The sequence below is a fragment of the Paenibacillus sp. 05T425 genome (assembly GCF_056396205.1).
In genome coordinates, this window is sequence record NZ_JBFTLA010000003.1 from 421907 (window position 1) to 445837 (window position 23931).

Annotated in this window: 26 protein-coding genes; 22 read left to right on the forward strand and 4 right to left on the reverse strand. The window is 50.0% G+C overall.

From position 1 onward, the window contains the following. Window positions 1-73 precede the first annotated feature (73 nt). From AC1DF0_RS08560 to thiI, 9 genes are all read left to right on the forward strand, one after another. Complete coding sequence (locus tag AC1DF0_RS08560; RefSeq protein ID WP_477573666.1) at window positions 74-988, forward strand: UbiA family prenyltransferase; 915 nt, start codon at window positions 74-76, stop codon at window positions 986-988. Between the two features lie 33 nt (window positions 989-1021). Next, complete coding sequence (locus AC1DF0_RS08565; RefSeq protein WP_442051891.1) at window positions 1022-1750, forward strand: DUF6081 family protein; 729 nt, start codon at window positions 1022-1024, stop codon at window positions 1748-1750. A gap of 26 nt (window positions 1751-1776) precedes the next feature. Next, window positions 1777-3186, forward strand: coding sequence for an ATP-binding protein (locus AC1DF0_RS08570; RefSeq protein WP_477573667.1), 1410 nt, complete (start codon window positions 1777-1779; stop codon window positions 3184-3186). Continuing rightward, the gene (locus AC1DF0_RS08575; RefSeq protein WP_477573668.1) at window positions 3173-3856 is read left to right on the forward strand and encodes a response regulator transcription factor; all 684 of its coding nucleotides are present in this window, start codon (window positions 3173-3175) and stop codon (window positions 3854-3856) included. The genes AC1DF0_RS08570 and AC1DF0_RS08575 overlap by 14 nt, the downstream gene beginning before the upstream one ends. A gap of 87 nt (window positions 3857-3943) precedes the next feature. Then, window positions 3944-4654, forward strand: coding sequence for a YwaF family protein (locus tag AC1DF0_RS08580; RefSeq protein ID WP_477573669.1), 711 nt, complete (start codon window positions 3944-3946; stop codon window positions 4652-4654). Between the two features lie 98 nt (window positions 4655-4752). After that, a complete protein-coding gene (locus tag AC1DF0_RS08585) occupies window positions 4753-5385 on the forward strand; it encodes a nitroreductase family protein (RefSeq protein ID WP_477573670.1) in 633 nt (210 codons plus the stop codon). A gap of 151 nt (window positions 5386-5536) precedes the next feature. Beyond that, window positions 5537-6238, forward strand: a complete 702-nt coding sequence (locus AC1DF0_RS08590) for a lytic transglycosylase domain-containing protein (protein ID WP_442051896.1) — start codon at window positions 5537-5539, stop codon at window positions 6236-6238. A gap of 160 nt (window positions 6239-6398) precedes the next feature. After that, entirely contained in the window at window positions 6399-7547 is a 1149-nt protein-coding gene (locus AC1DF0_RS08595) for a cysteine desulfurase family protein (RefSeq protein ID WP_477573671.1), read from the forward strand. A gap of 2 nt (window positions 7548-7549) precedes the next feature. Next, window positions 7550-8770 carry a tRNA uracil 4-sulfurtransferase ThiI gene (gene thiI, locus AC1DF0_RS08600; RefSeq protein ID WP_477573672.1) on the forward strand — a complete coding sequence of 407 codons (1221 nt, stop codon included), beginning with the start codon at window positions 7550-7552 and terminating at the stop codon, window positions 8768-8770. 172 nt (window positions 8771-8942) lie between these two features. On the opposite strand, the gene AC1DF0_RS08605 is transcribed toward thiI, so the two are convergent. Then, window positions 8943-9638, reverse strand: a complete 696-nt coding sequence (locus AC1DF0_RS08605; protein ID WP_477573673.1) for a TerC family protein — start codon at window positions 9636-9638, stop codon at window positions 8943-8945. A 135-nt stretch (window positions 9639-9773) separates the two neighbouring features. On the opposite strand from AC1DF0_RS08605, the gene AC1DF0_RS08610 reads away from it, so the two are divergent. The 7 genes from AC1DF0_RS08610 to AC1DF0_RS08640 all read left to right on the forward strand — a co-directional run bounded on the left by AC1DF0_RS08610 (window position 9774) and on the right by AC1DF0_RS08640 (window position 14994). Then, a complete protein-coding gene (locus tag AC1DF0_RS08610) occupies window positions 9774-10433 on the forward strand; it encodes a TerC family protein (RefSeq protein WP_442051900.1) in 660 nt (219 codons plus the stop codon). A 170-nt stretch (window positions 10434-10603) separates the two neighbouring features. Next, on the forward strand, window positions 10604-11092 hold the full coding sequence (locus AC1DF0_RS08615; protein ID WP_337098594.1) for a hypothetical protein: 489 nt from the start codon (window positions 10604-10606) through the stop codon (window positions 11090-11092). A 38-nt stretch (window positions 11093-11130) separates the two neighbouring features. Then, window positions 11131-12972: a translational GTPase TypA gene (typA, locus tag AC1DF0_RS08620; RefSeq protein WP_475820376.1), complete on the forward strand. Its 1842-nt coding sequence runs from the start codon at window positions 11131-11133 to the stop codon at window positions 12970-12972. A gap of 69 nt (window positions 12973-13041) precedes the next feature. Further along, window positions 13042-13353 carry a YlaH-like family protein gene (locus AC1DF0_RS08625; protein WP_442051902.1) on the forward strand — a complete coding sequence of 104 codons (312 nt, stop codon included), beginning with the start codon at window positions 13042-13044 and terminating at the stop codon, window positions 13351-13353. Next, complete coding sequence (locus AC1DF0_RS08630) at window positions 13350-13622, forward strand: hypothetical protein (RefSeq protein ID WP_442051903.1); 273 nt, start codon at window positions 13350-13352, stop codon at window positions 13620-13622. The genes AC1DF0_RS08625 and AC1DF0_RS08630 overlap by 4 nt, the downstream gene beginning before the upstream one ends. A gap of 17 nt (window positions 13623-13639) precedes the next feature. Continuing rightward, the gene (locus tag AC1DF0_RS08635) at window positions 13640-14689 is read left to right on the forward strand and encodes an LCP family protein (RefSeq protein WP_442051904.1); all 1050 of its coding nucleotides are present in this window, start codon (window positions 13640-13642) and stop codon (window positions 14687-14689) included. 74 nt (window positions 14690-14763) lie between these two features. Further along, window positions 14764-14994, forward strand: a complete 231-nt coding sequence (locus AC1DF0_RS08640; protein WP_442051905.1) for a hypothetical protein — start codon at window positions 14764-14766, stop codon at window positions 14992-14994. 72 nt (window positions 14995-15066) lie between these two features. Here the strand turns inward: AC1DF0_RS08640 and AC1DF0_RS08645 are convergent, their stop codons facing one another. Beyond that, window positions 15067-15612: a YhcN/YlaJ family sporulation lipoprotein gene (locus AC1DF0_RS08645; RefSeq protein ID WP_477573674.1), complete on the reverse strand. Its 546-nt coding sequence runs from the start codon at window positions 15610-15612 to the stop codon at window positions 15067-15069. Window positions 15613-15757: 145 nt separating this feature from the next. Between AC1DF0_RS08645 and AC1DF0_RS08650 the strand changes: the two genes are divergently transcribed. Both AC1DF0_RS08650 and AC1DF0_RS08655 read left to right on the forward strand, forming a co-directional pair. Continuing rightward, a complete protein-coding gene (locus AC1DF0_RS08650) occupies window positions 15758-17089 on the forward strand; it encodes a PhoH family protein (protein ID WP_337098601.1) in 1332 nt (443 codons plus the stop codon). 218 nt (window positions 17090-17307) lie between these two features. Next, a complete protein-coding gene (locus AC1DF0_RS08655; protein WP_477573675.1) occupies window positions 17308-18576 on the forward strand; it encodes an ABC transporter substrate-binding protein in 1269 nt (422 codons plus the stop codon). 57 nt (window positions 18577-18633) lie between these two features. On the opposite strand, the gene AC1DF0_RS08660 is transcribed toward AC1DF0_RS08655, so the two are convergent. After that, window positions 18634-19734: a coiled-coil domain-containing protein gene (locus tag AC1DF0_RS08660; RefSeq protein ID WP_477573676.1), complete on the reverse strand. Its 1101-nt coding sequence runs from the start codon at window positions 19732-19734 to the stop codon at window positions 18634-18636. Between the two features lie 82 nt (window positions 19735-19816). On the opposite strand from AC1DF0_RS08660, the gene AC1DF0_RS08665 reads away from it, so the two are divergent. After that, window positions 19817-20974 carry a class I SAM-dependent methyltransferase gene (locus tag AC1DF0_RS08665; protein ID WP_477573677.1) on the forward strand — a complete coding sequence of 386 codons (1158 nt, stop codon included), beginning with the start codon at window positions 19817-19819 and terminating at the stop codon, window positions 20972-20974. Window positions 20975-21141: 167 nt separating this feature from the next. Here AC1DF0_RS08665 and AC1DF0_RS08670 read toward each other — a convergent pair whose 3' ends face one another. After that, window positions 21142-21378 carry a DUF2626 domain-containing protein gene (locus tag AC1DF0_RS08670; protein ID WP_337098605.1) on the reverse strand — a complete coding sequence of 79 codons (237 nt, stop codon included), beginning with the start codon at window positions 21376-21378 and terminating at the stop codon, window positions 21142-21144. 263 nt (window positions 21379-21641) lie between these two features. Between AC1DF0_RS08670 and AC1DF0_RS08675 the strand changes: the two genes are divergently transcribed. From AC1DF0_RS08675 to AC1DF0_RS08685, 3 genes are all read left to right on the forward strand, one after another. Continuing rightward, entirely contained in the window at window positions 21642-22298 is a 657-nt protein-coding gene (locus AC1DF0_RS08675; RefSeq protein WP_442051910.1) for an RsfA family transcriptional regulator, read from the forward strand. 133 nt (window positions 22299-22431) lie between these two features. Next, window positions 22432-23439, forward strand: coding sequence for a ketopantoate reductase family protein (locus tag AC1DF0_RS08680; RefSeq protein ID WP_477573678.1), 1008 nt, complete (start codon window positions 22432-22434; stop codon window positions 23437-23439). Window position 23440: 1 nt separating this feature from the next. Continuing rightward, window positions 23441-23836 carry a DUF3397 domain-containing protein gene (locus tag AC1DF0_RS08685; protein ID WP_477573679.1) on the forward strand — a complete coding sequence of 132 codons (396 nt, stop codon included), beginning with the start codon at window positions 23441-23443 and terminating at the stop codon, window positions 23834-23836. The last annotated feature ends 95 nt before the right edge of the window (window positions 23837-23931 follow it).

The window sequence follows — 23931 nt, forward strand, 5'->3', positions numbered from 1 at the left end:
TCGGACTGTTGACGACAATCGAATGGTAGTGGTTCAATTGTAATAACGACAGCAGAGAGGGTAATGATTCGATATGTTGAAACAATTTTTGAAAGCTTCACGAATTCGCGTAATTCCGGTCATGCTCATACCAATCGTTATGGGATCGTTGGCTGCTTATGTATGGGATGGCGTGTTCGATGTATGGCTCTTCTTATTGACCTTGATTGGCGCGGCATGCGCGCATCTGTTCTCCAATATGATCAATGATCTATGGGATTACTACAATGGGACGGATGAGGCTGCTCATGCTAACAAGGATGCCATCTCGACGAACTCGGGTTATTTGACCAACGGTACATGGAGCGTCAAAAAGTTCGCTTTCGTCACTTGGCTGCTGTTCTTTATTGCAGCGGTGTGCGGTATCGTTCTTAGTATTTACAGCGGCTGGGAAGTTATGGTGTTCGCCGTTCTTGGCGCGCTGCTGGCCTACTTCTATGTAGCGCCGCCGATTCGCTTCGGTTATCGCGGCAAAGGCTACAGCGAACTTGCTATTCTTTTTTCATTCGGTATTTTGCCGGTAGTCGGCTCGTACTATGTACAGACGCTGCTGCTCGATACGCGGGCGTTGCTGCTGTCGCTGCCGATCGGCTTCTTGACGACGCTCATCTTGTTCAACCATCACTTCCTGCATTGGCAGGCTGATCGCGAAGCCGGCAAACGGACGCTAGTTGTCGTTTGGGGCGAGCGCAAAGCGCTGCTTTTCTCGCAGGTGCTTATGTATTTGGCTTATTGTGCACTCGCAATATGCGTCATTCAAGAAGCGCTTCCTGTTTATGCTCTGCTGGGCATTCTAACGGCTATTCCGCTTTATTTCGTATACGGTAAGCTGGGAACTCGCAATGAATCGAAGGCGTATTTGCCATTAATGGGCGGCTCTTTGAAGGCAACTATGCAATGCGGCGTTATTATGATCGTTTCGTTATTCATTCAAGGCATCATCCAATAATATCATTACACAACGAAGAAAGAGGTACACATCATGGACAAGCAATGGGTATTAGGCGACTTTCATACGATTCTAAACGAAGGCGAAGTTTGGAAAATGGGCGGTTTTCCATTGCCTGACGGCAGCTTTTGGCAATATCGCGAGCCTGACGCGGTAGTTATCGTCCGCAATGGACTGCTCTATGTACGGGCACCGCTCAGCCGAAGCCATGACCGTATCCAAATTCTGGACAACGCCAAGCATATGTATTACTCGGCAGAACCGGTTATCGTGCCGGAGGGCGGAGAGATCAGCTTCGAGCTTCAAATACGAGCACGCGCGCAAAATACGGCTAAGGACGATCTGTACGACGGCTTCGTATCCTTGAACCTGCTCGATTTCACAACAGGCGGGGCGCTTGATTTCTTCGCATCGCCGGACAAGTATGCAAGCGTGTATGCCGTATTGCCGTTTCCAGGTGTGAAGGTGCCCGAGACCGATCAGACGCGGTATTTCTGCGTATTTAAAGAAGATACCGACTTCGATGCCGGACAGTTCAATACGTATAAGATCGTATACAACCAAGCCAAGGACGAAGTCGTGTTTTATGTAAACGGCAGAGAAGTGCGCCGCGAGCAGAACGTTCCGGTTAAGTTCAATCAATTCGTAGTCGCGCTCGGGATTATGACCGAGAAAGATCTCACGCCTGAAGGCAGTGTCTCCGTGCACGGCCAGACGGTTATCGGAGAATGGTCGCCGGTAACGATCGAGATCAGTTCATAGTATCAGATACGCAAAGGAGCTAACGCATGCTGTTCGTTCTAATCGCATTATGGGCCATAGCGGCCATCTTATGGTTATCCGATCGCCGCTCGGACATTAATCGTCGATTAGGCGCCGTTGCATTCAGCGGCGGCGCAGGTGCGCTGGCGGCCGTTCTTGATTTAAGCTGGATTCCGGCAGCGACAGAGGCTGGAATGAGCATCAGCGGCCAGCAGATGCTCTATTACGTGCAGGCCGTATCGTCCTTGACGTCTTATTACGGTCTGCCGTATTTTTTCCTATTATTCGCACTAGCCTATCATCACATTCGTATGCCTCTCGCTTTATATAAGCTGGTGCAATGGCTCCTTGCACTCCCCATTTTGTGCTGTATCCTATTCACGCCATTTTACAACGAAATGTATCCGATTACGTTCAAGCTAGTTGTATGGTGGGCCGTTCCGTATATCTTGTTCGGAACAGTGCTCATATTGCTGAAGCGTCAGCCTTACGCGGCTTTGTCCAGAAAGCACTGGATCGTATGTTCGGCTGTATTGCCGCCCGTCTTGTTCAGCATGGTGATGAATTATGTGCTTCCAAGTATGGGGATGCTTCGAATGTGGGTATATAATACATGGTTCGTAGGATTAGGCGCGACCGTATTTGTCGTAGGTTTGTTCACTTACGGCTTTATGGGAGTGAGAGTGCTGATTGACCGGCGAAGATTCGATACGACGTATCGTGCAGTCACTTCAGGCACGGCGATCTTGAACCATGCAATCAAGAACGATGCTGCAAAGATGCGATTGTTCTCCGAGAAAATGAAGGCGTATGCAATCGAGACGAATCAAGCGGAGCTGCTGGCAGATATTGAGACGGTGCTGTCAGCATCGAAGCATATGCAGGATATGGTAGGAAGAGTGCATCGGCGTACGGAGGACTTGACGTTAAAGCCTCAGCGGGAGCTGATCGCGGATGTTGTGATCCGAACGGTGAAGCCCATTGAGGCGCTCTATCCCCGTGCGAGCTTCCAGCTTGCGCTTGCGGAAGGTTGGAACGCAATGATCGATTCGGCTCAGATTGGCGAAGCGCTTGGCAACCTTGTTGTAAATGGGGTGGAGGCAATGAAGGGCGAGGGTGAACTGCGCATTACATTAAGCGAGCAGAAGCGCGAGCTTGTCATTGAAGTCCGTGATTCAGGTGCGGGAATGGACAAAAGCCAAATAGCCAAAGCGTTTGAACCTTTCTATACAACGAAAGCCGGCAGCGGTTCGAACTTCGGATTAGGTTTGCCATATGCGTTCCAAGTGATGCGAAAGCATAGGGGAGCGCTTCATGTGATGAGCAGACCGGGGCAAGGCACATCGGTGCTTATGGCGTTTCCTAAGAAAGCGATTCAGGCAGCGAAGACAGAATCGCTCATGAAGAAGGGGGCGGAAGCTCATGCCGTCGATTAAAGTATGGATAATAGAAGATGATCTGGATTGGCTTCGAGGTTTGACGGCCTTCTTGAACAAAGAGCAGGATATCGAGGTCGTATGGACCGAATCCGATCCGCAGCAAGCTCGTCAAATGATTCAGTCACAGACGATGGATGCCGCAGATGTGATCTTGATGGATATTATGATGGAAGGGCGGCCTGAAGGAATTGAGCTTGCCGACGAGGCTAGCAGGCGAACAGGGGCCCGCGTCATCATGCTGACATCCATGGAAGAGAAGGAGCTCATCTTTCGATCATTCCAAGCTGGCGCGATCGATTATCAGATCAAATCGGACTTTGAGACGTTGCCGGCAGCTGTTAGGGCAGCTTACGCGAAGCAGTCGACGATTAGCGCAGCGGCAGCCGAGCAGATGCGGGAGGAATTCCGAAGGCTGAAGCTTGTCGAGCGTGAGTTCGAGGTGAAGAAGGTCGAAGATTTGATTACTCCTTCGGAGCTGCAGCTCCTGAATTTGATCGACCAAGGTTATTCGCAGACACAGATTGCCGATAAGCTCTTCGTGTCGCTGCGAACAGTAAAAAATCACGTCAACCATATATTAAAGAAGCTGCACCTGCCCGGATCGAAGGAAGCGGCCAAGAAAGTAAAGGATTTAGGGCTGTTAAATAAGGAGGATGGTACCAAATAAACTTGGTACTATTTTTTTTGTCCTAATATTGCAAAAATAAGGAAAGAAGTACAAAGTTGAGATCCGTAAAGGGAAGGATCGTGTGCCATGTCGTTCGAAATGTTTACCACCGCGCACTACGCTGCGTTGCTGTCGGCGATTATTGTCTTCGCAAGCATCTTCTTGATGCGCAAGAAGCTTCGCGTGCCTGCTGTTAACCGATATTTCCGCATCGCGTTGGCAGCGGTGCTTATAAGCTGTGAAGTCGCGCTCCAGGTTTCTTACATCATCGAAGACGAGTGGTCATTCGGATCGCTTCCGCTTCAGCTGTGCAGTATTACGCTTCTTATTTCGGCCGTGCTGCTCTTGACCGGCAGCAAACGGTTGTATGACATTGTCATTTTCCTTGGGATCCTGGGAGCGATGCAAGCGTTAATAACGCCGAATCTCGATTGGGGTTTCCCGCACTTTAGATACTTCCATTTCTTCATTGCGCATATTGGCATCATTGCCGCTGGATTGTTTATCCTTGTCATTGAACGATACAAGCCGACATATAAGTCCGTCTTGCGCGCATGGTTCTGGCTGCACGTATTGGCGATTCCGGCGGCGTTAACGAATTATTTGACGGGCTATACGAACTTTATGTTTTTGGCGCGTAAGCCTGGAACGGCATCATTGCTGGATATGCTTGCGCCATGGCCTTGGTATATTTTGCAGCTGGAGGTCGTTGTTGCAATGCTGTGTGTATTGCTCTTATGGAGTGTGGCACTGGTTCGCAGGATTTATAGATTGAAAGGCATTAAAGACCGGATCTAATCCTGTGAGGAATGCCTATCCTTTCTAGACTAATGGCGAAGAGGCTGGGGAAAATAAATTGTCGCCCTAAACCATTCAACCGAAAGGCAGGAGAGGCAATGACAGCTAACACCGCAATGAATGAGACGGGGACATCGGCTGCTTTCATGGAAGCCGTAAAGCACCGTCGCAGTATTTACGGCATAAGCAAGCAATCCGATATTTCAGACGAGAAGATCGCTCAGATCGTGCATGATGCCATTAAGCATACGCCATCTGCCTTCAACTCGCAGAGTGCGCGAATTGTTCTGCTGCTCGGGGCAAACCATGATAAGCTCTGGGATCTTACGACGAGTACGCTGCAAGGCGTCGTTCCTGCCGATAATTTCGAGCCAACCCAGCAGAAGATGGATAGCTTCAAGAACGGTTATGGCACCGTATTGTTTTTTGAGGATCAGACAGTCATTGACGGTCTTATGAACAGCTTTCCCGCTTATGCGGAGAACTTTCCGCTATGGTCTCAGCAATCATCCGGCATGCATCAATTTGTCGTGTGGACAGCGCTCGAGAATGAAGGATTCGGAGCATCTCTCCAGCATTATAATCCGCTCATTGACGATCAGGTAAAGGCGGCATGGTCCATTGCAGATTCTTGGAAGCTGGTTGCACAGCTGCCATTCGGCAAACCAACCTCACCTGCAGGAGAGAAGGAATACAAGCCGATCGAAGAGCGTGTCAAAATCTTCAAGTAATCTAGTCGCCGTTCGAAGCGTGATCGCTTTGAGCGGCGATTTTTATTTGCAACTGGCGGTCCGCTCTAAAAAGCGATACAATAAAAACCGATATAACAGACATACGTAAATATCCTTTAACATATGAAGGTACATAGCTAGGGAGGTAATTATGAGCATTGACCCACGACAGATGAAAGCTTTACTGCAGCTTCAGCTTGCTCCGAGCGTTGACTTTAAAGCGAATTCCAATCCGCTTACGAAGACGGAGACGGACGGCACACCTTCCTTATTCGATACGTTATTATCGCAATATATGAGCGGCGCGACGGAGACAGGCACAGATGTTGCTTCGACGCTTCCGACCGATCTGTTATCGCAGCTATCGTCGCTTGGCAGCCTTAGCGGTCTAAGCAGCTTATCCGAGCTTGGCCTTTCCGACAGCTTTCCGGATGCAGAATGGACGGGCTCTGGACAATATGATTCGCTAATCCAGCAAGCCTCGGCTAGATTCGGCGTCGATCCATCCTTGATCGAAGCGGTAATTAAGACCGAGTCCGGCTTCCAAAGCGATGCGGTATCTTCCTCAGGAGCGAAAGGGCTTATGCAGCTGATGGATGGAACAGCTAGAGGACTTGGCGTCGGCGACGTGTTCGACCCGGAGCAGAACATTAACGGGGGAACGAAGTATTTGTCGCTGCTTTTGGGCAAGTATAACGGCAATGAGCAAGTCGCGCTTGCCGCGTATAATGCCGGACCGGGCAGAATCGACCGTTTGGGCATCGGAACGAACGAAGAGCTTCAATTAGCTATCGACAGCTTGCCGGAAGAAACCCAACGTTATGTTGTAAAAGTGCTTCAAGCTATGCAATAATTTAATTAATTTATCCGTGGAACGATTGTGCATGCCGCAGCTTGGAGGCGGAGTCGCTCCTGCTTGAGATCACGATAGTTGCCGCATCGCTAGCTGCGAGCGGCTGTCGCTGATCTTTTTGTTTTTATTGTAGGAAGAGCGTGAGAAGGAGGGAATAACGATGCTGTATTTTGACCATTGCGCGTCTACACCGCCCTATGATGAGGTCATTCAGACGATGATGGAAGTAATGAAGGCGCATTATGCGAACCCGTCATCATTGCATCAGAGAGGCACGGCAGCGGGCAAGCTGATCGAGCGGGCACGCTCGCTTGTGTCGGAGCAATTCGGCACGCGCGGCGGCGAGTGGATATTTACTTCAGGCGGTACCGAATCGAATAATATGGCGATCAAAGGCATCTCCAAACAATATAGCGGGCGAGGCAAACATCTGATCACGACCGCAATCGAGCATGCTTCTGTGTCCGAAACCTTTGCGCAGCTTGAGCAAGAGGGCTTTAACGTTACGTACTTGCCGGTCAGCGCCAGCGGTCATGTGAGCGTGGAACAGGTCGCAGAGGCATTGACAGATGAAACGGTTCTGGTCAGTGTTATGCATGTGAATAATGAAATCGGTACAATTCAGCCAATCGAGCAGATCGGACAATGGCTGAAGCAATATCCGAAAGTATTCTTCCATGTTGATGCGGTGCAAAGCATAGGCAAGCTGCCAATTGATATTGAACAGTGGGGTATCGATCTTGTCAGCGGATCGGCGCATAAGTTCCGCGGGCCGAGAGGCGTCGGCTTGCTCTATGTAAGAAACGGAATAACGCTGTACCCGCTGCTGACAGGCGGCTCTCAGGAGGAGGGCATGCGTTCAGGAACGCAAAATGTACCGGCGATTGTCGCTGCAGCGAAAGCTCTTCGGATGACTCGTGAGACCGAATCCGTAAGACGAGCAAGCATGTCGGAATTAAGAGAGCAGCTTGTATCTATCGTGGCTTCCATTCCAGAACTGAAGCTGAATGGCGGCGCGCCGCTTGCGCCGAACATCGTCCATTTCTCTTATCCCGGCATGAAGCCGGAGGTCGTCATCCATAAGCTGGAGCAGCATGGTATAATGGCTTCAACGAAGTCGGCTTGTTCGTCGAAGGACAATAAGCCAAGCCAGGTATTGCTTGCGCTTGGAGCGAGCACGGAGCATGCTTCTAGCGGCATTCGGCTCAGCTTCGGCGATGAACACCGTACCCAGGACATCGATAGTGTAGGCAAGGCGCTGCGGCAGATTGTCGCGGAGCTTAAGCCGCTCGAGAGGAGATTGACTTAAGTTTGTTATACGATCAAATTATTGTGCGCTACGGCGACTTGACGATGAAGGGGCGCAACCGCAATCAGTTCGAGAAGCGGATGCTTCAGCAGGTGAAGCAGGCATTGACGCCGTTCGAGCGCGTCTCGTACTTCAAGTCGTTCGGACGCTTGTACGTCTTGTTGAACGGCCAGCCCTATGAGCCCGTTGCAGATCGCTTGAAGGATCTGTTCGGCATTACGACGATCAGCCCGGTCGTCAGTGTACAGTCGGAGCTGGAAGCGATTCGGGCTGCTGCCTTGACGCTTATGCAATCTATAGAAAAGCCGCCAGCAACCTTCAAAGTAAGCGTGAAGCGTGCGTGGAAAGGGTTTCCCCATAGCTCCCAAGAGATGAATCATCTCGTAGGGGGCCATGTGCTGCGGGCCATTGAAGATCTGAAAGTCGACGTCCGCAAGCCTGAGGTCGAATTGAAGGTGGATATTCAGGAGGAAGGCACCTACGTCTTCTGGGAAGTGATTCAAGCAGGCGGAGGCTTCCCGTTCGCAACGAACGGAAAGGCCATGCTGCTGCTGTCAGGCGGCATCGATAGTCCCGTTGCAGGGTGGATGGCGCTGCGCAAAGGGCTGGAGATCGAAGCGGTTCACTTCCACAGCTATCCGTTCACAAGCGAGAAGGCGAAGGATAAGGTCGTTGATTTAGCAACGCGGTTGTCTTATTACAGCGGCGCGCCGCTCAAGCTTCATCTCGTTCCGTTTACCGACATTCAGACGAGGATGGCACAGCAGAAGAGCGATAATATCATTATTACCCTTATGCGCCGCGCAATGCTTCGGATTACGGATAAGTTGGCTGAGCGGAATGGGGCCGGCGGTATCGTAACGGGTGAAAGCCTCGGTCAAGTCGCCAGCCAGACGCTTGCTAGCATGAACGTCATTGGGCGGGCAACGGAGCTGCCGCTTCTCAAGCCGCTCGTGATGATGGACAAGCAAGAAATTATTCGCGAGGCGGAGAAGATCGGCACCTTCGAGACATCGATCTTGCCTTATGAGGATTGCTGTACGCTGTTCCTGCCGAAGTCGCCAAGCACGAATCCGAATTTGCGCATCGTAGAAAAAGTCGAATCGCTCATTCCGGAGCTTGGGGACATGATTGATGCTGCCGTTGAAGGGACAGAGGTGCTCGTTCTTACCCCGAGCGGCGTACAGACGGTCCATACCGAAGGCGAGGACGACTGGTTCTAACTAGCATGGCTTCTTGCACTCGGTATCTATAAGAGCGTATTGCACTTACAGATACCGAAACAAACTTCATTACGCGCTGTAAGATCAAATACGCCGTTACACACAAGCGCAGGCGTAACGATAAAGTCAAAGAGCCCCGCCTAATGGCGGGGCTCTTTGACTTTATTCGGGATTATTTATCGCTTTGTAGGTTTTGGATCTTTTTCCTCTGACTGCGATTCGTAAGCCAGCCTGCTCCTATAACGATTACGATAATAGCGATGATGAAAGCCCAATTAACAAGCGGATATCGCTCGAAATATTCGGCGAATGATTTCTCGTGCGTAATCATTTTGGCTGCCGTATAGGCGAGGACGCCTGAGCCAATATACACGATCCACTCGAAGCGATTAATAAGCTTAATGAACAACGTACTGCCCCATACGACGACTGGCACGCTAATGAGCAGGCCGATTACGACGAGCAGCGTATCGCCATGCGCCGCGCCGGCAACGGCGATAACATTATCGATGCCCATTGCCGCATCGGCAATAATAATTGTGCGAATCGACTGCCACAGCGTATTGCCTGCCTGAATATTCTCGTGCGCATCCTCCTGAACAAGCAGCTTGTAAGCAATCCATATAAGCAGAAGCCCGCCAAGTAAATTCAACCATGGAACAGCCAGTAATTGTACGACAAGCAATGTCGCAATAACTCGAATGCCGACTGCGCCAACTGTCCCCCAAATGACCGCCCTTCGCTGCTGCTCCTTAGGCAAATTTCTTGCTGCAAGTCCGATGACGATCGCATTATCGCCAGCGAGGATCAGGTCAATGAAAATGATCGTGGCGAGCGCCGACCAGAAATCGACCGAGAACAGATCCATTTGACCGCCCCCTCCAACTTGATATCTTACTGCGGCGTCTGCCGCCTGAATTCAGCCCTGTGGAAAGTATATTCATCAATCATGGACATATTCGCCATAGCTTGTTCATACCACTGATAAGAGGGGGAATGAGCATTGGACAGCGTACTTATTTTTTTGCAGATCGTCTTGATAAATGTGTTGTTGAGCGGAGATAACGCGATTGTAATTGCGATGGCGAGCGGACAGCTGCCGCCTCATCAGCGGAAGCGGGCGATATGGTGGGGAACGCTTGCAGCCGTTGGACTGCGGATTATAATTACGCTCGTGGCCATCAAGCTGTTGCAAATTCCGTATTTGCAAGCTGCCGGAGCGATATTGCTTCTATATATTGCCGTGAAGCTGCTTGCGGACGCGGGGAGCGGGCATGACGGACATGCTGTCAAAAAGGCGGGGAATCTCGGACAAGCCGTCTGGACCATTGTCACTGCTGACTTCATTATGAGCCTTGATAATGTGCTCGCGATCGCAGCGATTGCGAATGGCGATCTCATTCTCATTCTGCTTGGCATTGCAATCAGCATCCCGATGATCATATGGGGCAGCCAAATGCTGGGCGTGCTGCTGCAGAAGTTTCCGGCACTTTCATACATTGGCGCAGCGCTGCTCGGATATGCGGCAGGCGACATGCTTATGCATGATCCGGGACTGAATAACCTGCTATTCCACGGCTCGAAGGTGCTTGCTGAGGCGATTCCGCTGCTGTGTATCCCGCTCGTAATTGCACTCGCAACCGTCAGCAGAAAGCAGTGGTAACAGGCTTTGTTGTCATTACCGTTCGGAGCCAAAGACGGCTTGAACGGTTTTTTTTGTGAACAGGTATTGTTCACACTGGTATTTTCGTCGCCGTTCCATTAAACTAGTATAGATAAAAACTGTCGTCTTTCGTCAACATCTGCGAATGACTCGTAAGGAGCGGAACGAGAATGCCTAATAACAAATATTCCGCTGGAATTATTTTGCTGTTAGCCGGGGTCGTTATTTTGTTGGGCAAATTAGGAGTATTCAGCTTTATGGGGGCTATCTTTTGGCCGCTGCTCGTCTTAATTCCGGGAGTTCTGCTGCATGTGCTTTATTTCGGCAGACTTCTACCAGCAGCTGCTCTTGTCCCAGGCGGGATGCTTGTCGTCTATGCCCTGTTGTTCGTCGTTTGCAATTTATTTGGATGGGATAATCTGAAATATTTGTGGCCGCTGTTCATTTTCGGCGTAGCAGCAGGCCTTTACGAATATTATTTGTTCGGTTCATCCAGGCAACAGGTTGTGTTCAGGGCGGCTATTGCGCTTGCAGCCGCTTCGGCCGTATTTATGGTTCTTGTATTGATGTGGAGCTGGGGAATCTATGCAATTGCTGTCGTATTGATCGGGGCAGGCGCATGGATGACGATCGGCAGAGGAAGTCGCAGGCGTTGGTAAGGTAATAAATAAAAACAAAATGGAGTGGATTACAAGTTATGCAAGCAAGAGAGAATTTACGGAATATCGCCATTATTGCCCACGTTGACCATGGTAAAACAACATTGGTCGACAAACTGCTTCAACAATCGGGTACTTTCCGCGAGCATGAAGCGGTACAAGAAAGAGCAATGGATTCCAACGATCTGGAACGTGAACGCGGTATTACGATTCTAGCGAAGAACACGGCAATCAATTACAAAGACTACCTGATCAACATCGTGGATACACCTGGACATGCCGACTTTGGCGGCGAGGTTGAGCGGATTATGAAAATGGTTGACGGCGTATTGCTCGTAGTCGACGCTTTCGAAGGCTGCATGCCGCAAACGAAGTTCGTATTGCGCAAAGCGCTTGAATCGAAGCTGACTCCGATCGTTGTCGTGAACAAGATCGACCGTCCGAATGCAAGACCTTCTGAAGTGGTTGATGAAGTGCTTGACCTGTTCATCGAGCTTGGCGCGAATGACGAGCAGCTTGAATTCCCTGTCGTATACGCATCGGCGTTGATGGGTACGTCCAGTCTTGATCCTGAGAAACAAGATGAGAACATGGAAGCGATGTACGAAACGATCGTCAGCCATATCCCATCGCCTACGGAAGACGTAGAACAACCGCTTCAATTTCTGGTAACTCTGCTCGACTACAACGAATACTTGGGACGTATTGCGATTGGCCGCGTAAACCGCGGTATTATTCGTCAAGGTCAACCGGTTGCCGTTATGACGCGCGAAGGCGGCACGAAGCAAGCAAGAATCGAGAAGCTGTTCGGCTTCCAAGGCTTGAAGCGTGTTGAGATTGCTGAAGCAGGCGCTGGCGACATCGTCGCTATCGCAGGTATCCGTGAGATCAATATCGGCGAGACGATCGCTGATCCAACGAACCCTGAGGCGCTTCCTGTTCTGAAGATCGATGAGCCAACACTCCAAATGACGTTCCTTGTTAACAACAGCCCGTTCGCGGGACGTGAAGGCAAATGGGTTACATCCCGTAAGCTTCGCGAGCGTCTGTTCAAGGAGCTTGAGACGGACGTAGCGCTTCGCGTTGAAGAAACAGACAGCCCGGACGCGTTCATCGTATCCGGTCGCGGCGAGCTTCACCTCGGCATCTTGATCGAGAATATGCGTCGTGAAGGTTATGAGCTTCAAGTATCCAAGCCGGAAGTTATTATTAAGGAAATTGACGGTCAGAAGAGAGAGCCTTACGAGCGCTTGCTAATTGACGTGCCTGAGGAAAGCATGGGCGCGGTTATGGAGAGCCTTGGAACCCGCAAAGCCGAGATGGTCAACATGATCAACAACGGCAATGGCCAAGTTCGTCTGGAGTTCATTATTCCAGCACGCGGCTTGATCGGCTACCGTACACAATTCCTAACAATGACTCGCGGTTACGGCATTATGAACAGCGCATTCGACAGCTATGGTCCGCTTGCGGGCTCTAATGTCGGCGGACGTCACCAAGGCGTGCTCGTGGCAAGCGAGAACGGCGTATCGACATTCTACGGCATGATGGGCGTAGAGGATCGCGGTATCCAGTTCTTGGAGCCGGGTGCAGAAATCTACGAAGGTATGATCGTAGGCGAACACACGCGCGAGAACGACATTATCGTCAACATCTGTAAAGTGAAGCAGCTTAACAACATTCGTTCCGCAGGTAAGGACGATACCGTTACGCTGAAAACTCCGCGCCTATTCTCTCTAGAGCAAGCGCTTGAGTATTTGAACGATGACGAGTATTGCGAAATTACGCCGAAGTCGATTCGTCTTCGTAAGAAGATCTTGAATAAGAGCGAGCGCGAGCGTGCGGAGAAACACCGCAAAACAGCTCAAGCAGGCGTTTAATAATGAAGATGGAGCTAAGGTTTTGCATCATGCAAAACCTTAGCTGTACTTAAGGAGGAAGTTCGAATTATGCAGGAATGGCTAAGCGACCATAAACTCGTTTCTTATCTGCTTATACTCGGATTTACAATTTATATTTTCAACAAGGTGTTCCGGGCACAGCAGAAGCTGCCGTTGTTTAAGGAAATACTCGTTTATGCGCTCATTGCATTTGGTTCTTTCGTCTTGATGATCTTGCAGGTGGATAAGCTGCCGATTATTCAATGCATGGGTATTGCCGTTCTTATGATGCTTATGCTTCGGGGCCGCCAACTCTACGACAAATGGAAAGGCAATAGGCCGGATGATGCATCCTCGCAGAAGGCGGAGCCTGGCAAATGAAGCTTGAGGACGCTCTATTCAATTGGCTGCAAATTCAGATCGTATCAGCGGCTAGACCCGAAGATGGAGCGGCCGCCGATACGCTTGCCTTTTTTGCGCAAATATTGGTAGAGGATCATCAGCTCGACCGTTTCGAGATCATGAAGACGGACGATACGATGATTCATCTGAGGTACGAGAAGGATGGACGCTCGAAGCTGCAGCTCTTTCCGCGTGAAGCGGCTGAGCAACTGCTGTCGGACATCGAATCCAATCCCAAATACAACTAAGCTTGAAGGTGGATACTATGAGTCAAGGATCGACTTCATTGCCTCCAAGATCGAGCTCGCGTCAAACGCCGTCCAATCAACCTAAAAAGCAGAAACCGAAGAAGAAACGTTCGATTCTAAAAACGTTTTTCGTTCTGCTGTTCGGGCTGCTGCTTCTCGTTGCGGCGGCTCTTGTTTATTTAGTGTTCAAGACGGATGACGCGATCAAACAGATTGGGGCAGACAACAACACTGTAGTCATACCTAAAGGTGAATCGGTTAAGGTGAAGCCTGTCGGCCTCGTGATCATGGGGCTTGATTCGCGCTCTCACGGCGGAGGTTTGAACACGGATGTCATGATGGTTGCGGCATTCAATCCAACGTCCAAGACGGCGACAGTTGTGTCGATCCCGCGCGATTCGAGAATCGATGTGGACGGCTACAAGACGCGCAAGGCTAACGGCTATTATGCGGCATTTTATAATACGGCAATTAAGGAAGGCATGGAGAAGGAAGCTGCTCACGCGGAGGCGAAACGCCATTCGCGCGAGATGATGAGCGAATTCTTCGGCATTGACGTCAAATATTCGGCAGTCATCAACTTCCAAGGTTTCGTCGATGTCGTCGATGCGCTTGGCGGCGTAGAGGTAGATGTTGATATGCGAATGAAATACAAGAGCAACGCGGACGGCACGGACATTGACCTACAGAAAGGTCTGCAGGAGCTGAATGGCGATAATGCGCTTGATTTCGTAAGGTATCGTCAATCGAATGACGGCAAGAACATGTCGAGCGACTTTGACCGCAATAGACGACAATCGGAAGTGTTAGGGGCACTTGCCGACAAGATGAAGTCGTTAAGCGGGATTTCGAAGATCGACAAAGTCATTGAGGCGGTTGGCGACAACATGACGATGGATATGCCTTCCAAAGAGATTAAAGCAATGATTGCAAGTTATTTCGGCATGGGTGGCGGGGATATTACGTTCATTCCGCTTGAGGGTAATTGGAAAAGTCCTTACGTATATTTGGATGAGCAAAAGCTGGATGAAGCGCGTACCGCTCTGCAAGCAAAAATGGCTGAATAACCGTAGACTCGGCTTAATAAACTGGGTATAATAATGCTACGCAAACCAATTTCCTATCTAAGGGAGGCTATGCGATGGTGATACCTATTCCAGTACGATTCGGACGAGAGAACGAGGTTAGAAGCAGCCTTTCCTTCTTAGCGAACGCTGATCCTTCTTGGTATTTAGCGAATGAGAAGGACCGTGATGCTATGCGTTGCGGCTTGCGCTTGTCCGCAGGCAAAGAGTTCCATATCATTGCAGACGATAAATTTGCAGCGGATAGAATGGAAGTACAAGTATCCGCCGCCATAGAGAAAGCCTAGTGAGCATTCACTAGGCTTTTTGCGTCTTTTGGACCGTATTTGCAAAATCTTCATAAGTTGTTTCAAAGAACTTTATTGCTTTTTATTATTTTTCAACTTCGGCTCTTGCTGACCATCGCCAGAATCTGGCATGAGATCTCTTGGCATCTGCGGGACGATACGTCCGATAATATCGGCCATCTCTTCAGCAAAGCCGGCAATTGGCCTTCCTCTTCGAATGTCGTCGCCGATCTCATTAATGCGTTGGTTAAGATCAATGTCTGCCGTCACGAGCGCATCGATTCCGTAAGGGTCCTTGCGGAAAGCTTCGGCAACCGAATATTTTAAGGTGCCTACCCGAGAGCGTTCGAGATTGGCGTCCACGTCAATGCCGACGATTGCCGTATTTCCGAATACGACGCAACGGGCATTTTTGACACCGTCGACGCCCTCAGCAAGCTGCTCCAAATGCTTCGCAACCTGTTCGGAGCTTTTTATTTCTTTTTTGCGCGGATCGGTTTGCTGGGCCTCCACGCGGCCATTATTTTGTGGAGAGGGTGATGTTTCATTACGTGCGACGGTGCTGCAGCCTGTCGCTACAATCGCAATAATGAACGCAGAAGCGAGCCATTTGAACATGAATTCCACCTCTTTTTAAGCGTGCTTAGTGTAATGACACTTGTCTGCCCTAGTGTAACCGATCGCTGCTCACACTATGTACAACGCAAACCATTAGCAAGGCTCGCTAAGCTTCTAATGAATTTCCTACGCCGGGAGGGTTCTCATGAAAAAAATATTCGTGCTTGATACTAATGTGTTGCTTCATGATCCGCAAGCGATCTTCGCTTTCGATGATAATGAAGTCATTATTCCCGCGGTTGTACTAGAGGAAATTGATTCGAAGAAGAGGCTGGCCGACGAGCTTGGCCGCAACGCCCGGACGATATCCCGCTTGCTCGACAAGATGCGCGAGAACGGTCATTTGCATGAAGGCATCGTGCTTCCTGGAGGAGGCTTGCTGAAGGTAGAGCTGAACCATCGCAGCTTCATTCGCGTACAGGAAATGTTCGGAGAAATGTCCAATGACAACCGAATATTGGCCGTAGCGCTTAATTATCATAATGAACAAGACAATGAAACGGAGAAGCGCAGTATTGTACTCGTCAGCAAAGACGTGCTTGTCCGTATTAAAGCGGATGTGCTTGGCCTGCAGGCGCAAGATTATTTGTCCGACAGAGTGGTCGTCTCGTCAGACTTCTATGCAGGCTATATGACATTGTACGTTCATCCCGCGGTCATTGACGAATTCTACTCCTACCGTTTCTTGACGATTAACAATATGCATCTGAATATTAGATTGAATCCGAATGAATTCGTTATTTTGCGGGACGAGATGGGCACATCCAAATCCGCACTTCTCAAGGTGAGCCAGGATGGGGTGAAGCTTGAACCGCTCTTCCTTAGCAACGATCCCGTATGGGGCATTACGGCGCGCAATGCTCAGCAAAGAATGGCGCTTGAGCTGCTCCTTAATGACGATATTCCGCTCGTCACGTTAACGGGTAAGGCAGGGACGGGCAAGACGTTGCTCGCGCTTGCAGCCGGGCTGCTCAAGGTAGAGGATGAGCATAAGTATAAGAAGCTGCTCATTGCGCGTCCCGTCGTTCCGATGGGCAAAGATATCGGTTATTTGCCAGGGGAGAAGGAGGAGAAGCTTCGTCCTTGGATGCAGCCGATCTACGATAACCTCGAATATCTATTCGATACGAAGAAGTCCGGAGACATCGACAAAATTTTAATGGGACTCGGAAGTATTCAAGTCGAAGCGTTAACGTATATTCGCGGAAGATCGATACCAGGGCAGTTCATTATTATTGACGAAGCGCAAAACTTAACGAAACACGAGGTGAAGACGATCGTCTCGCGTGTCGGTGAGGGCAGCAAGATCGTCCTTATGGGCGATCCGGAGCAGATTGACCATCCTTATCTCGATTCTATAAGCAACGGCCTTACACACATCGTTGAGCGCTTTAGAAGCGAAGGCATTAGCGGCCATATGACGCTGGAGAAAGGCGAACGTTCGAAGCTTGCGCAGCTCGCTGCCGACTTGCTGTAGACGACTGCAGATGGAGCTGGTGTTTGTGAAGTGGAGGAGTGCAGGGTTTGCCCTGCTCCTCCACTTTTCTCATTTTATAGCAGAAAGAGGCAATGGCATCTTCTCCTAGTGGCAAAAAAGGGCTTTGGACAAATTATGGATTTATTGCTATCCTATGTGTGGAGATCAAATAGCCGGAGAGGAAGAAAGCTGTGTCCCTGAGAAGATGGATGCCCCTTGTGATCGGAGCTATCCTCATCATTGCTTTGCTAGACATTCCGTTATCCCCTGGCGTCGATCCGACAAGCACGGGCAAACCGGACGGCAAGTCAGTCGATCAGCCCCCGGGCGGAGAACAGACGATTGATACTTCTATTGAACTAATTGTAAACGTTTCCGTTAACGCTGAGCAATTCATGACGCTTAGTCAATTGAATCGAACTTTTATGATGAAATATCCACATATTAAGGTTAAATTGTTGAATCAAGCGAATGAGAGTGAAGCTTATTCATCATGGTTAGAGCAGAGCCGACAAGGAACACCGGCGGATGTGATGCTGCTTCCGAGCCCTTGGATTAGGCCGTTCGCGATGCAAGGGTATCTAAAGCCTGTCGACAGCCTGCTGACCGGGGACGCGCTCTCTGACCAAATGTCCGGCCTGCTGGAGCCTCTTAAGTGGAATGGCTATGTCTGGGGCGTGCCGAAGGACTATAATCCGTATCTCGTCTTCTGGAACTCTCAGCTGCTAGCGGAAGCGGGCTTATCCGTCCCTCCTAGCACTTGGCAAAGCTTCGAGGAAACAGCGCTTAAGCTGAACGAGCTGAAGCCGGAGGCGAAGCTTGTTAACCTCGTGCCGGGCAATCTGCAGCAGCTGCTCGTCTGGCTGCATACCTTCGATCCGAAGGGCAGGGCAAATAGCGAGTTCCTGTTGAAGTCGGATGCGTCGCTCGTCGGGCAATTGAACTGGCTTCAGCTTGCAGAATCGCGAATTAGTAAGATTGGCGCGCAAGGGAGCAGTTATTTGATCGGCGATGCGGTTAATAAAAATGAGCTGCTTGCCGCGATCCTCCCGTGGTCCGACTACTTGGAGTTAACCGAGTCCGTTCAGAGCCGCTTGAAGATTGACCGTGATGCGATCGTCAGTCCTTGGCTTAATGCGCGCAGCTTCGCAGTCTCTTCTCGGACTGAGGCGGAAGACGAGGCGCTGTTATGGATAGAGGAGATGACGGATTCATACGCGCAACAACAGTTCTATGAGGATTCGGGTGTATTGCCGTCCCGGTCATCGCTATTCGGTCTAAGCAACACCTACCAATCGGAGCAAGCTATCGTTCCGCCTTCTTGGTGGGTTGGGATTATGAATGATTTGACTAATGCGGAAAGCTCCGCAGCCATCGATACGAACTGGCCTGATCAATGGCTGGATTGGCAATCGCAATGGGAAGCTCATATCGACGGTTCGCCGCAGTTTTTCTCATTCGGCGACTATATCGCCAAGTATAAATAAAACAGCGGCTGTTCCGTACATACGGAGAGCCGCTGTTTTTTTTGTTAAAGGTAAGGGTCAGAGATTGATGCTCAGCTTGACGATGAGTTCGCCGTCTTTAATTTCGACGGATTTGGCTTTTAGGAACGAAATAATAAGTCCGGGGTAGAAGCCAAGATCGAATTCTTCTTCTAGAGACGACCGTGTCGTATCGGGCAACGCGAATCCGTTGAAGAGCAGTTCCTCAACATGAAAGATAATGCCGTTCTTAGGTTTGTCCTGTACGGTATAAGTGCCGGTAATACTTAATTCCATGTTGTCGCGCTTGCCGGTAGCCGTCACCTTGTTATCTGCGAAAGTGAAAGCGAATCGTTCGAACATTTCATTCTGTTCGCGCAGGAAGGCGTTTAGATCGTCCTGCGGCACGCGGAGCGTATAGTTGAAACCTTCGATTTCCAAATACGATTTGTTTTCCTGTACCCAGGAAGGCAGCTTCTGCATCGCTTTCGACAGCTCGCGGAAATATTGTCTTACTTCCTTAAGCCCGGCCGTCTCCCAAAACGAGGTCAGCTCGTTCATCATCAGACGAAGCCGTTCGGCGTCGGACCTTCCTGCAAGCTGCTCGTCTAACTGCGCCTCAAGCGCAAGCACTCGGCTTCGCTGCGTCTGAAGCCGATCCTCCAGATCGCTGAGTGCGGCCTGCCGATCCTTAAGCTGCTCATACCCTGCCTTTACCTTCTCGTATTGCTCCGCGTAGCTGTTCAAGGTATGCTTGTCATGTGTAAGCAGGATGTCTACATAATCGATAATTTGAAAGAGATCAGGCAGCGAATTAGCCGACAGTAAAGCCGTAAATAGAAAATCCCGTTCTCCCATATAGTAGGCACGCAGAACACTTCCTGCCTGCTCGCGCTTGCTCTCAATCTTCTCCTGCTGAGCAGCCAATTGCTGCTCGGTGTCGGTTATCGTCGCCAGCAATGTCTGTTTCTCCTCTTGAATGCGGCCGATATCTTTATCAATCTCGACAACGGATAAGCTTTTCTCAAGAACAGAGTGGACGTCGTCATCCAGCTCTAGCTGAGGCTCGGCCGAAACGGGGAGTCGGATTAACAGCAGCGCCGCGATCAGCGCGGCAACGCCTGTCAAGGCGATACGTCTTCGAATGGCGGGTTGTCTCACCGGCATCCTCCTTCCTCAGCATTCATTTTATGCGGCAATCAATTCTATTATATCTTACATCTGGAAAAGGATGAAACATACAATGAGCGATAACGAACTGAAACGGCGAATTGAGCAGAACATATACCAATCAGCCTTACAAGGCTGGATTACGGATGAAGGCGGTATACGACGAACGATGCCTTGCATAAGCTTCCGCGAGTATATGAATAGCTGCCTCTATGACGAGATGTATGGCTACTATCGAAGCGGGGCTGTTCGGATCGGCAAGGAAGGGGACTTTTATACAAGCTCAGCAGTTGGAAGCGTTATGGCAAGGTCACTGGCGGCCTATGCGGTGAACTACAGGCGCGAGCTTGGAGACCCGCCGTTTCAGCTTGTGGAATGGGGAGCTGGGACCGGGCGGTTGTCAACTCAACTAGTGAGCGCATGCAGATCCTTCGATGCGGAATGGGCTCATCAGGTGAGTCACGTACTCGTGGATGATAATCCAGTACACCGGGAAGCGGCGGCAGCTGCAGCAGAGCTGCAATTGGTGGAAGCTGGCGCACGGCAAATAAGCATTCTCTCCTCTCCTCAGGCATGGGCTGTGGATGAATGGAGCGGATGGAGCATGGTTCTGGCTAATGAGCTGCTGGACGCGTTTCCCGTTCATCGCGTGCAGCTATATGGAGGAGAGCTCGTTGAGCTTGGTGTTGCTTGTAACGAGGTGAATGGCTTTCGTTATGTTCGAATGTCGCTTACGGACCAACGTATTGAGCAGTCGCTCGCTGGGTGCGGCATAAAGCTTCGCGAGGGACAGATAACAGAGGTAAATTTGAACGCCGAGGCTTGGCTGGGCAAGCTGGGAAGACAACTTAAGCGAGGAAGGCTTGTCGTGATCGATTATGGTCATGAGGCGCAGGAGTATGCGTCAGAGCACCGCATGAACGGAACGCTGCTCTGTTACCGGAAACATCAAGCCAGCGATAATCCGCTTCTCTTTCCCGGCGAGCAGGACATCACTTCGCATGTTAATTACACGCAAATACGGGATGCTGCTGAACGTCAAGGGTGGCGGACGGTCTATTATGCGACTCAAAAACAATTTCTGATCGATAACGGAATTATGGAGGTTCTGCAGCAGCATGACGGACGCGATCCGTTCAGCGCCGAGGCTCGAATGAATAGAGCGGTGAGGCAATTGCTGCTTAGCGATCAGATGAGTGAAGCGTTCAAGGTGCTGGTGCTTGAAAAATAATAAAAGAACGACGCCTGTCCATATGGAAGGCGTCGTTCTTCGTTCAAATATAAGAAAGTATAAGATTGTACTCTTATACTAAGCTTATATTTCATCCGCGAAACGGCAGCTTACGCTGCCAGAGGGCAGCGTAAGCTGCCGTTTACGCTTGTGTTCTCTTTTGTTGGTTAGAAAGGTAGATCCATCTTGAATACGGACCAATACGTGAAGCCTACAAAAGCAATGACCATATATCCCCAGAACATCACTATGTAAGTTTTCTCGGAGAAATTCAAGTACCCCAAAAAGACAAAAGCGACGGCTTGAGCGAAAAACAGTAACGCAAACTCCGTCATGTGGCCTGCGAAAGCCATTAGTCCGATTACCAAGGTCCAAAAACCAAGTACTCGATACATGCGCGCCATGATAACATCCCCCTTCCGCTAAGACCCGATTTTCTAGAATCATTATAACGTTTGCCCAAAGGAGTGTAAACCTTCAAGCGTGACGAAATCGCAAACTTTTTATCCGAAGCCTTCGGTCTGTCTTTAGTTTGCACCAATATGGCGGCAAACATGTATGATTGTTTGAAAAAATGGTTATACAAATTAGTATCCAATAGATTCTATGAACTCTACCAAGGGCATAGAGATAAGTAAGCGCCTTTACGTTAGGAGGTTATGGTTGCATGACAGCAGTCAGACAAGATGCGTGGAGTCCGGACGATGATTTAATTCTCGCCGAGGTTACACTACGCCATATTCGAGAGGGTAGTACCCAGCTCGCAGCATTTGAAGAAGTAGGCGAGCGTATCGGGCGCACTTCCGCAGCATGCGGATTCCGCTGGAACAGCTGTGTTCGCAAGAAATACGAGGAAGCGATTCAAATTGCGAAACAGCAGCGCCAGAAGCGCAATTATTTGAAGAAACAAACGATAGTGGCAACGCCGCATGTATCATCGCTAGCGGTATATGAGACGGAGGAGCGCAGTCTAGGTCTTGGACGCGATACCGTTTCTATGGAAGAAGGTTTGTCGGTAGACGCAGTTATTCGTTTTTTGCGCGGCTGGAAGACGACCTATCAGGATTTATCGCGTCAAATCAAGCTGTTTGAGAAAGAACTGAAAGACAGGGACGAAGAGTTATATCGACTACGGGACGAGAATGAGAGATTGTCTCGCGAGGTTAATAACGTCCAACATGATTACCGTGCGGTCAATGACGATTACAAGACATTGATTCAAATTATGGACCGCGCTAGGCGATTGACTGTATTGACGAATGAAGAAGAAGCTAAACCGCGTTTCAAGATGGACGCGAACGGCAATTTGGAACGTATTGAATAAGTTTATAGGATGGACCTGGGAAAGAGGCTTGCCGAGCGAATAGCGGCAAGCCTCTTGCTCGTTGCCGGGACGTTTGTTACCATGTAACGGAAGCGGTAGAGGGGAATTTTGGAATTTCGGAAGGGGCATTAACGTGCATATACATGTCGTCGGAGCAGGCTCCATTGGACTATTAATAAGCGCGATGCTCGCCGCAGCGGGCGCCAAAGTGACGATATGGACAAGGTCGGGGGAACAAGCAGATCGGATAGCAAAGCAGGGTCTGCTGCTACATCGGCTAGATGGTGCGGAGCAGGTCGTAAATATAGAGAGCAACTGGATTGAGAATACCGATGCAGACACTTCCACGGACGACGGGCACGCTTCGAGATGGATCATTGTCACAGTGAAGCAAACGCATCTGAACGATGTGCTGCTCTCACATATTGCATCACTTGCCGGAGCGGCTCGCGAACGACAAGGTTTCACAGCCGTACTTGCTCTGCAGAACGGAATTGGGCATATGCAGAAGCTTTATCAGACGCTCCCTGAGGTGCCGCTCTATGCCGCAGTCATATCGGCAGGCGCCAGACGATTGGACTTGCGTGCCGTAAGCCATACGGGCGAAGGAGAGCTCTGGTTCGGGGCCGTAGATGAGAACAGGAGCAAATGGGATAATAGTCGCGTAAATGAGCAAAAAATGTTGCTGAATGCGCTTCAAACGGCAGGATTTACCGCTTTTCTGTCGAATGATTCCGAAGAGATGCTGGATCGGATCTATAATAAACTGCTGGTAAATGCCGTCATTAATCCGCTCACATCCATATTCGACGTTAAGAATGGCGACTTGCCGCTCCAGCCGCAGCGTGAATTGCTCATGCGGGCACTTTATGAGGAATCGGAGCAGGTTCTGATGAAAGCGGGAATGAAGCCAATAAAAGAAGGCTGGCAACGTGTGCTTGATGTGTGCAGCCGGACTAGCGGGAATGTATCTTCCATGTTAAGCGACGTGAGAGCAGGGCGGGCGACGGAGATCGATGCCATTAACGGCGGCATCGTGGAGCTTGCAAAGCGGCAAGGAGTAGATGCGCCGCTGAACCTAGCCGTCATTGCGATGATTGGAGCGATGCAGGCAAGGACGATTCCGAAAGGAGAGAGCTAGGATGGATACGATATGGAATAGTATTGTACATATATACGGTTATTTAGCGATACTCCCGGTCATTCCTTTCATCATCGTCTTTTTCGCGTATAAGATTTATGCGAAGGATACAAAGAAGGCGGTACGGCTCGCTATGGACGTAACGACGGTTTTTCTAATCGGCATCGTTGCCGTATTGTTCGACAAGCAGTTCGGGAGCAGCTTCGGGCTTTACGGAATTCTTCTCGTCATGGTTCTTGGAGCGGGTTTGCTTGGAAATGCGCAATTCCGCAAGCGCGGAGTTGTTGACGCGAAAAAAATTTTTCGCACCATCTGGAGGCTTGGCTTCTTCTCTATGGCACTAGTGTATATCCTGCTCATGTTCATTGGACTGGGGCAAGCTTTTTTCAAAATATAAATGCGTAAGTTGCCTCGCTGGCGCGCGAGGCGTTTTTGTTTTGACGGGCGGCTTATCCTTTGTGTACAATTGGAGCACGGACGACAAGCAATTAG

Bases quoted from the DNA above. Each gene is read 5' to 3' on its own strand.
- AC1DF0_RS08640 (WP_442051905.1), top strand. From the start codon at position 14,764: ATGGTGATACCTATTCCAGTACGATTCGGACGAGAGAACGAGGTTAGA.
- AC1DF0_RS08595 (WP_477573671.1), top strand. From the start codon at position 6,399: ATGCTGTATTTTGACCATTGCGCGTCTACACCGCCCTATGATGAGGTC.
- AC1DF0_RS08580 (WP_477573669.1), top strand. From the start codon at position 3,944: ATGTCGTTCGAAATGTTTACCACCGCGCACTACGCTGCGTTGCTGTCG.
- typA (WP_475820376.1), top strand. From the start codon at position 11,131: ATGCAAGCAAGAGAGAATTTACGGAATATCGCCATTATTGCCCACGTT.
- AC1DF0_RS08645 (WP_477573674.1), bottom strand. From the start codon at position 15,612: ATGTTCAAATGGCTCGCTTCTGCGTTCATTATTGCGATTGTAGCGACA.
- AC1DF0_RS08675 (WP_442051910.1), top strand. From the start codon at position 21,642: ATGACAGCAGTCAGACAAGATGCGTGGAGTCCGGACGATGATTTAATT.
- AC1DF0_RS08670 (WP_337098605.1), bottom strand. From the start codon at position 21,378: ATGGCGCGCATGTATCGAGTACTTGGTTTTTGGACCTTGGTAATCGGA.
- AC1DF0_RS08585 (WP_477573670.1), top strand. From the start codon at position 4,753: ATGACAGCTAACACCGCAATGAATGAGACGGGGACATCGGCTGCTTTC.
- AC1DF0_RS08560 (WP_477573666.1), top strand. From the start codon at position 74: ATGTTGAAACAATTTTTGAAAGCTTCACGAATTCGCGTAATTCCGGTC.
- AC1DF0_RS08605 (WP_477573673.1), bottom strand. From the start codon at position 9,638: ATGGATCTGTTCTCGGTCGATTTCTGGTCGGCGCTCGCCACGATCATT.
- AC1DF0_RS08590 (WP_442051896.1), top strand. From the start codon at position 5,537: ATGAGCATTGACCCACGACAGATGAAAGCTTTACTGCAGCTTCAGCTT.
- AC1DF0_RS08685 (WP_477573679.1), top strand. From the start codon at position 23,441: ATGGATACGATATGGAATAGTATTGTACATATATACGGTTATTTAGCG.
- AC1DF0_RS08665 (WP_477573677.1), top strand. From the start codon at position 19,817: ATGAGCGATAACGAACTGAAACGGCGAATTGAGCAGAACATATACCAA.
- AC1DF0_RS08570 (WP_477573667.1), top strand. From the start codon at position 1,777: ATGCTGTTCGTTCTAATCGCATTATGGGCCATAGCGGCCATCTTATGG.
- AC1DF0_RS08630 (WP_442051903.1), top strand. From the start codon at position 13,350: ATGAAGCTTGAGGACGCTCTATTCAATTGGCTGCAAATTCAGATCGTA.
- AC1DF0_RS08615 (WP_337098594.1), top strand. From the start codon at position 10,604: ATGCCTAATAACAAATATTCCGCTGGAATTATTTTGCTGTTAGCCGGG.
- AC1DF0_RS08650 (WP_337098601.1), top strand. From the start codon at position 15,758: ATGAAAAAAATATTCGTGCTTGATACTAATGTGTTGCTTCATGATCCG.
- AC1DF0_RS08625 (WP_442051902.1), top strand. From the start codon at position 13,042: ATGCAGGAATGGCTAAGCGACCATAAACTCGTTTCTTATCTGCTTATA.
- AC1DF0_RS08575 (WP_477573668.1), top strand. From the start codon at position 3,173: ATGCCGTCGATTAAAGTATGGATAATAGAAGATGATCTGGATTGGCTT.
- AC1DF0_RS08635 (WP_442051904.1), top strand. From the start codon at position 13,640: ATGAGTCAAGGATCGACTTCATTGCCTCCAAGATCGAGCTCGCGTCAA.
- AC1DF0_RS08565 (WP_442051891.1), top strand. From the start codon at position 1,022: ATGGACAAGCAATGGGTATTAGGCGACTTTCATACGATTCTAAACGAA.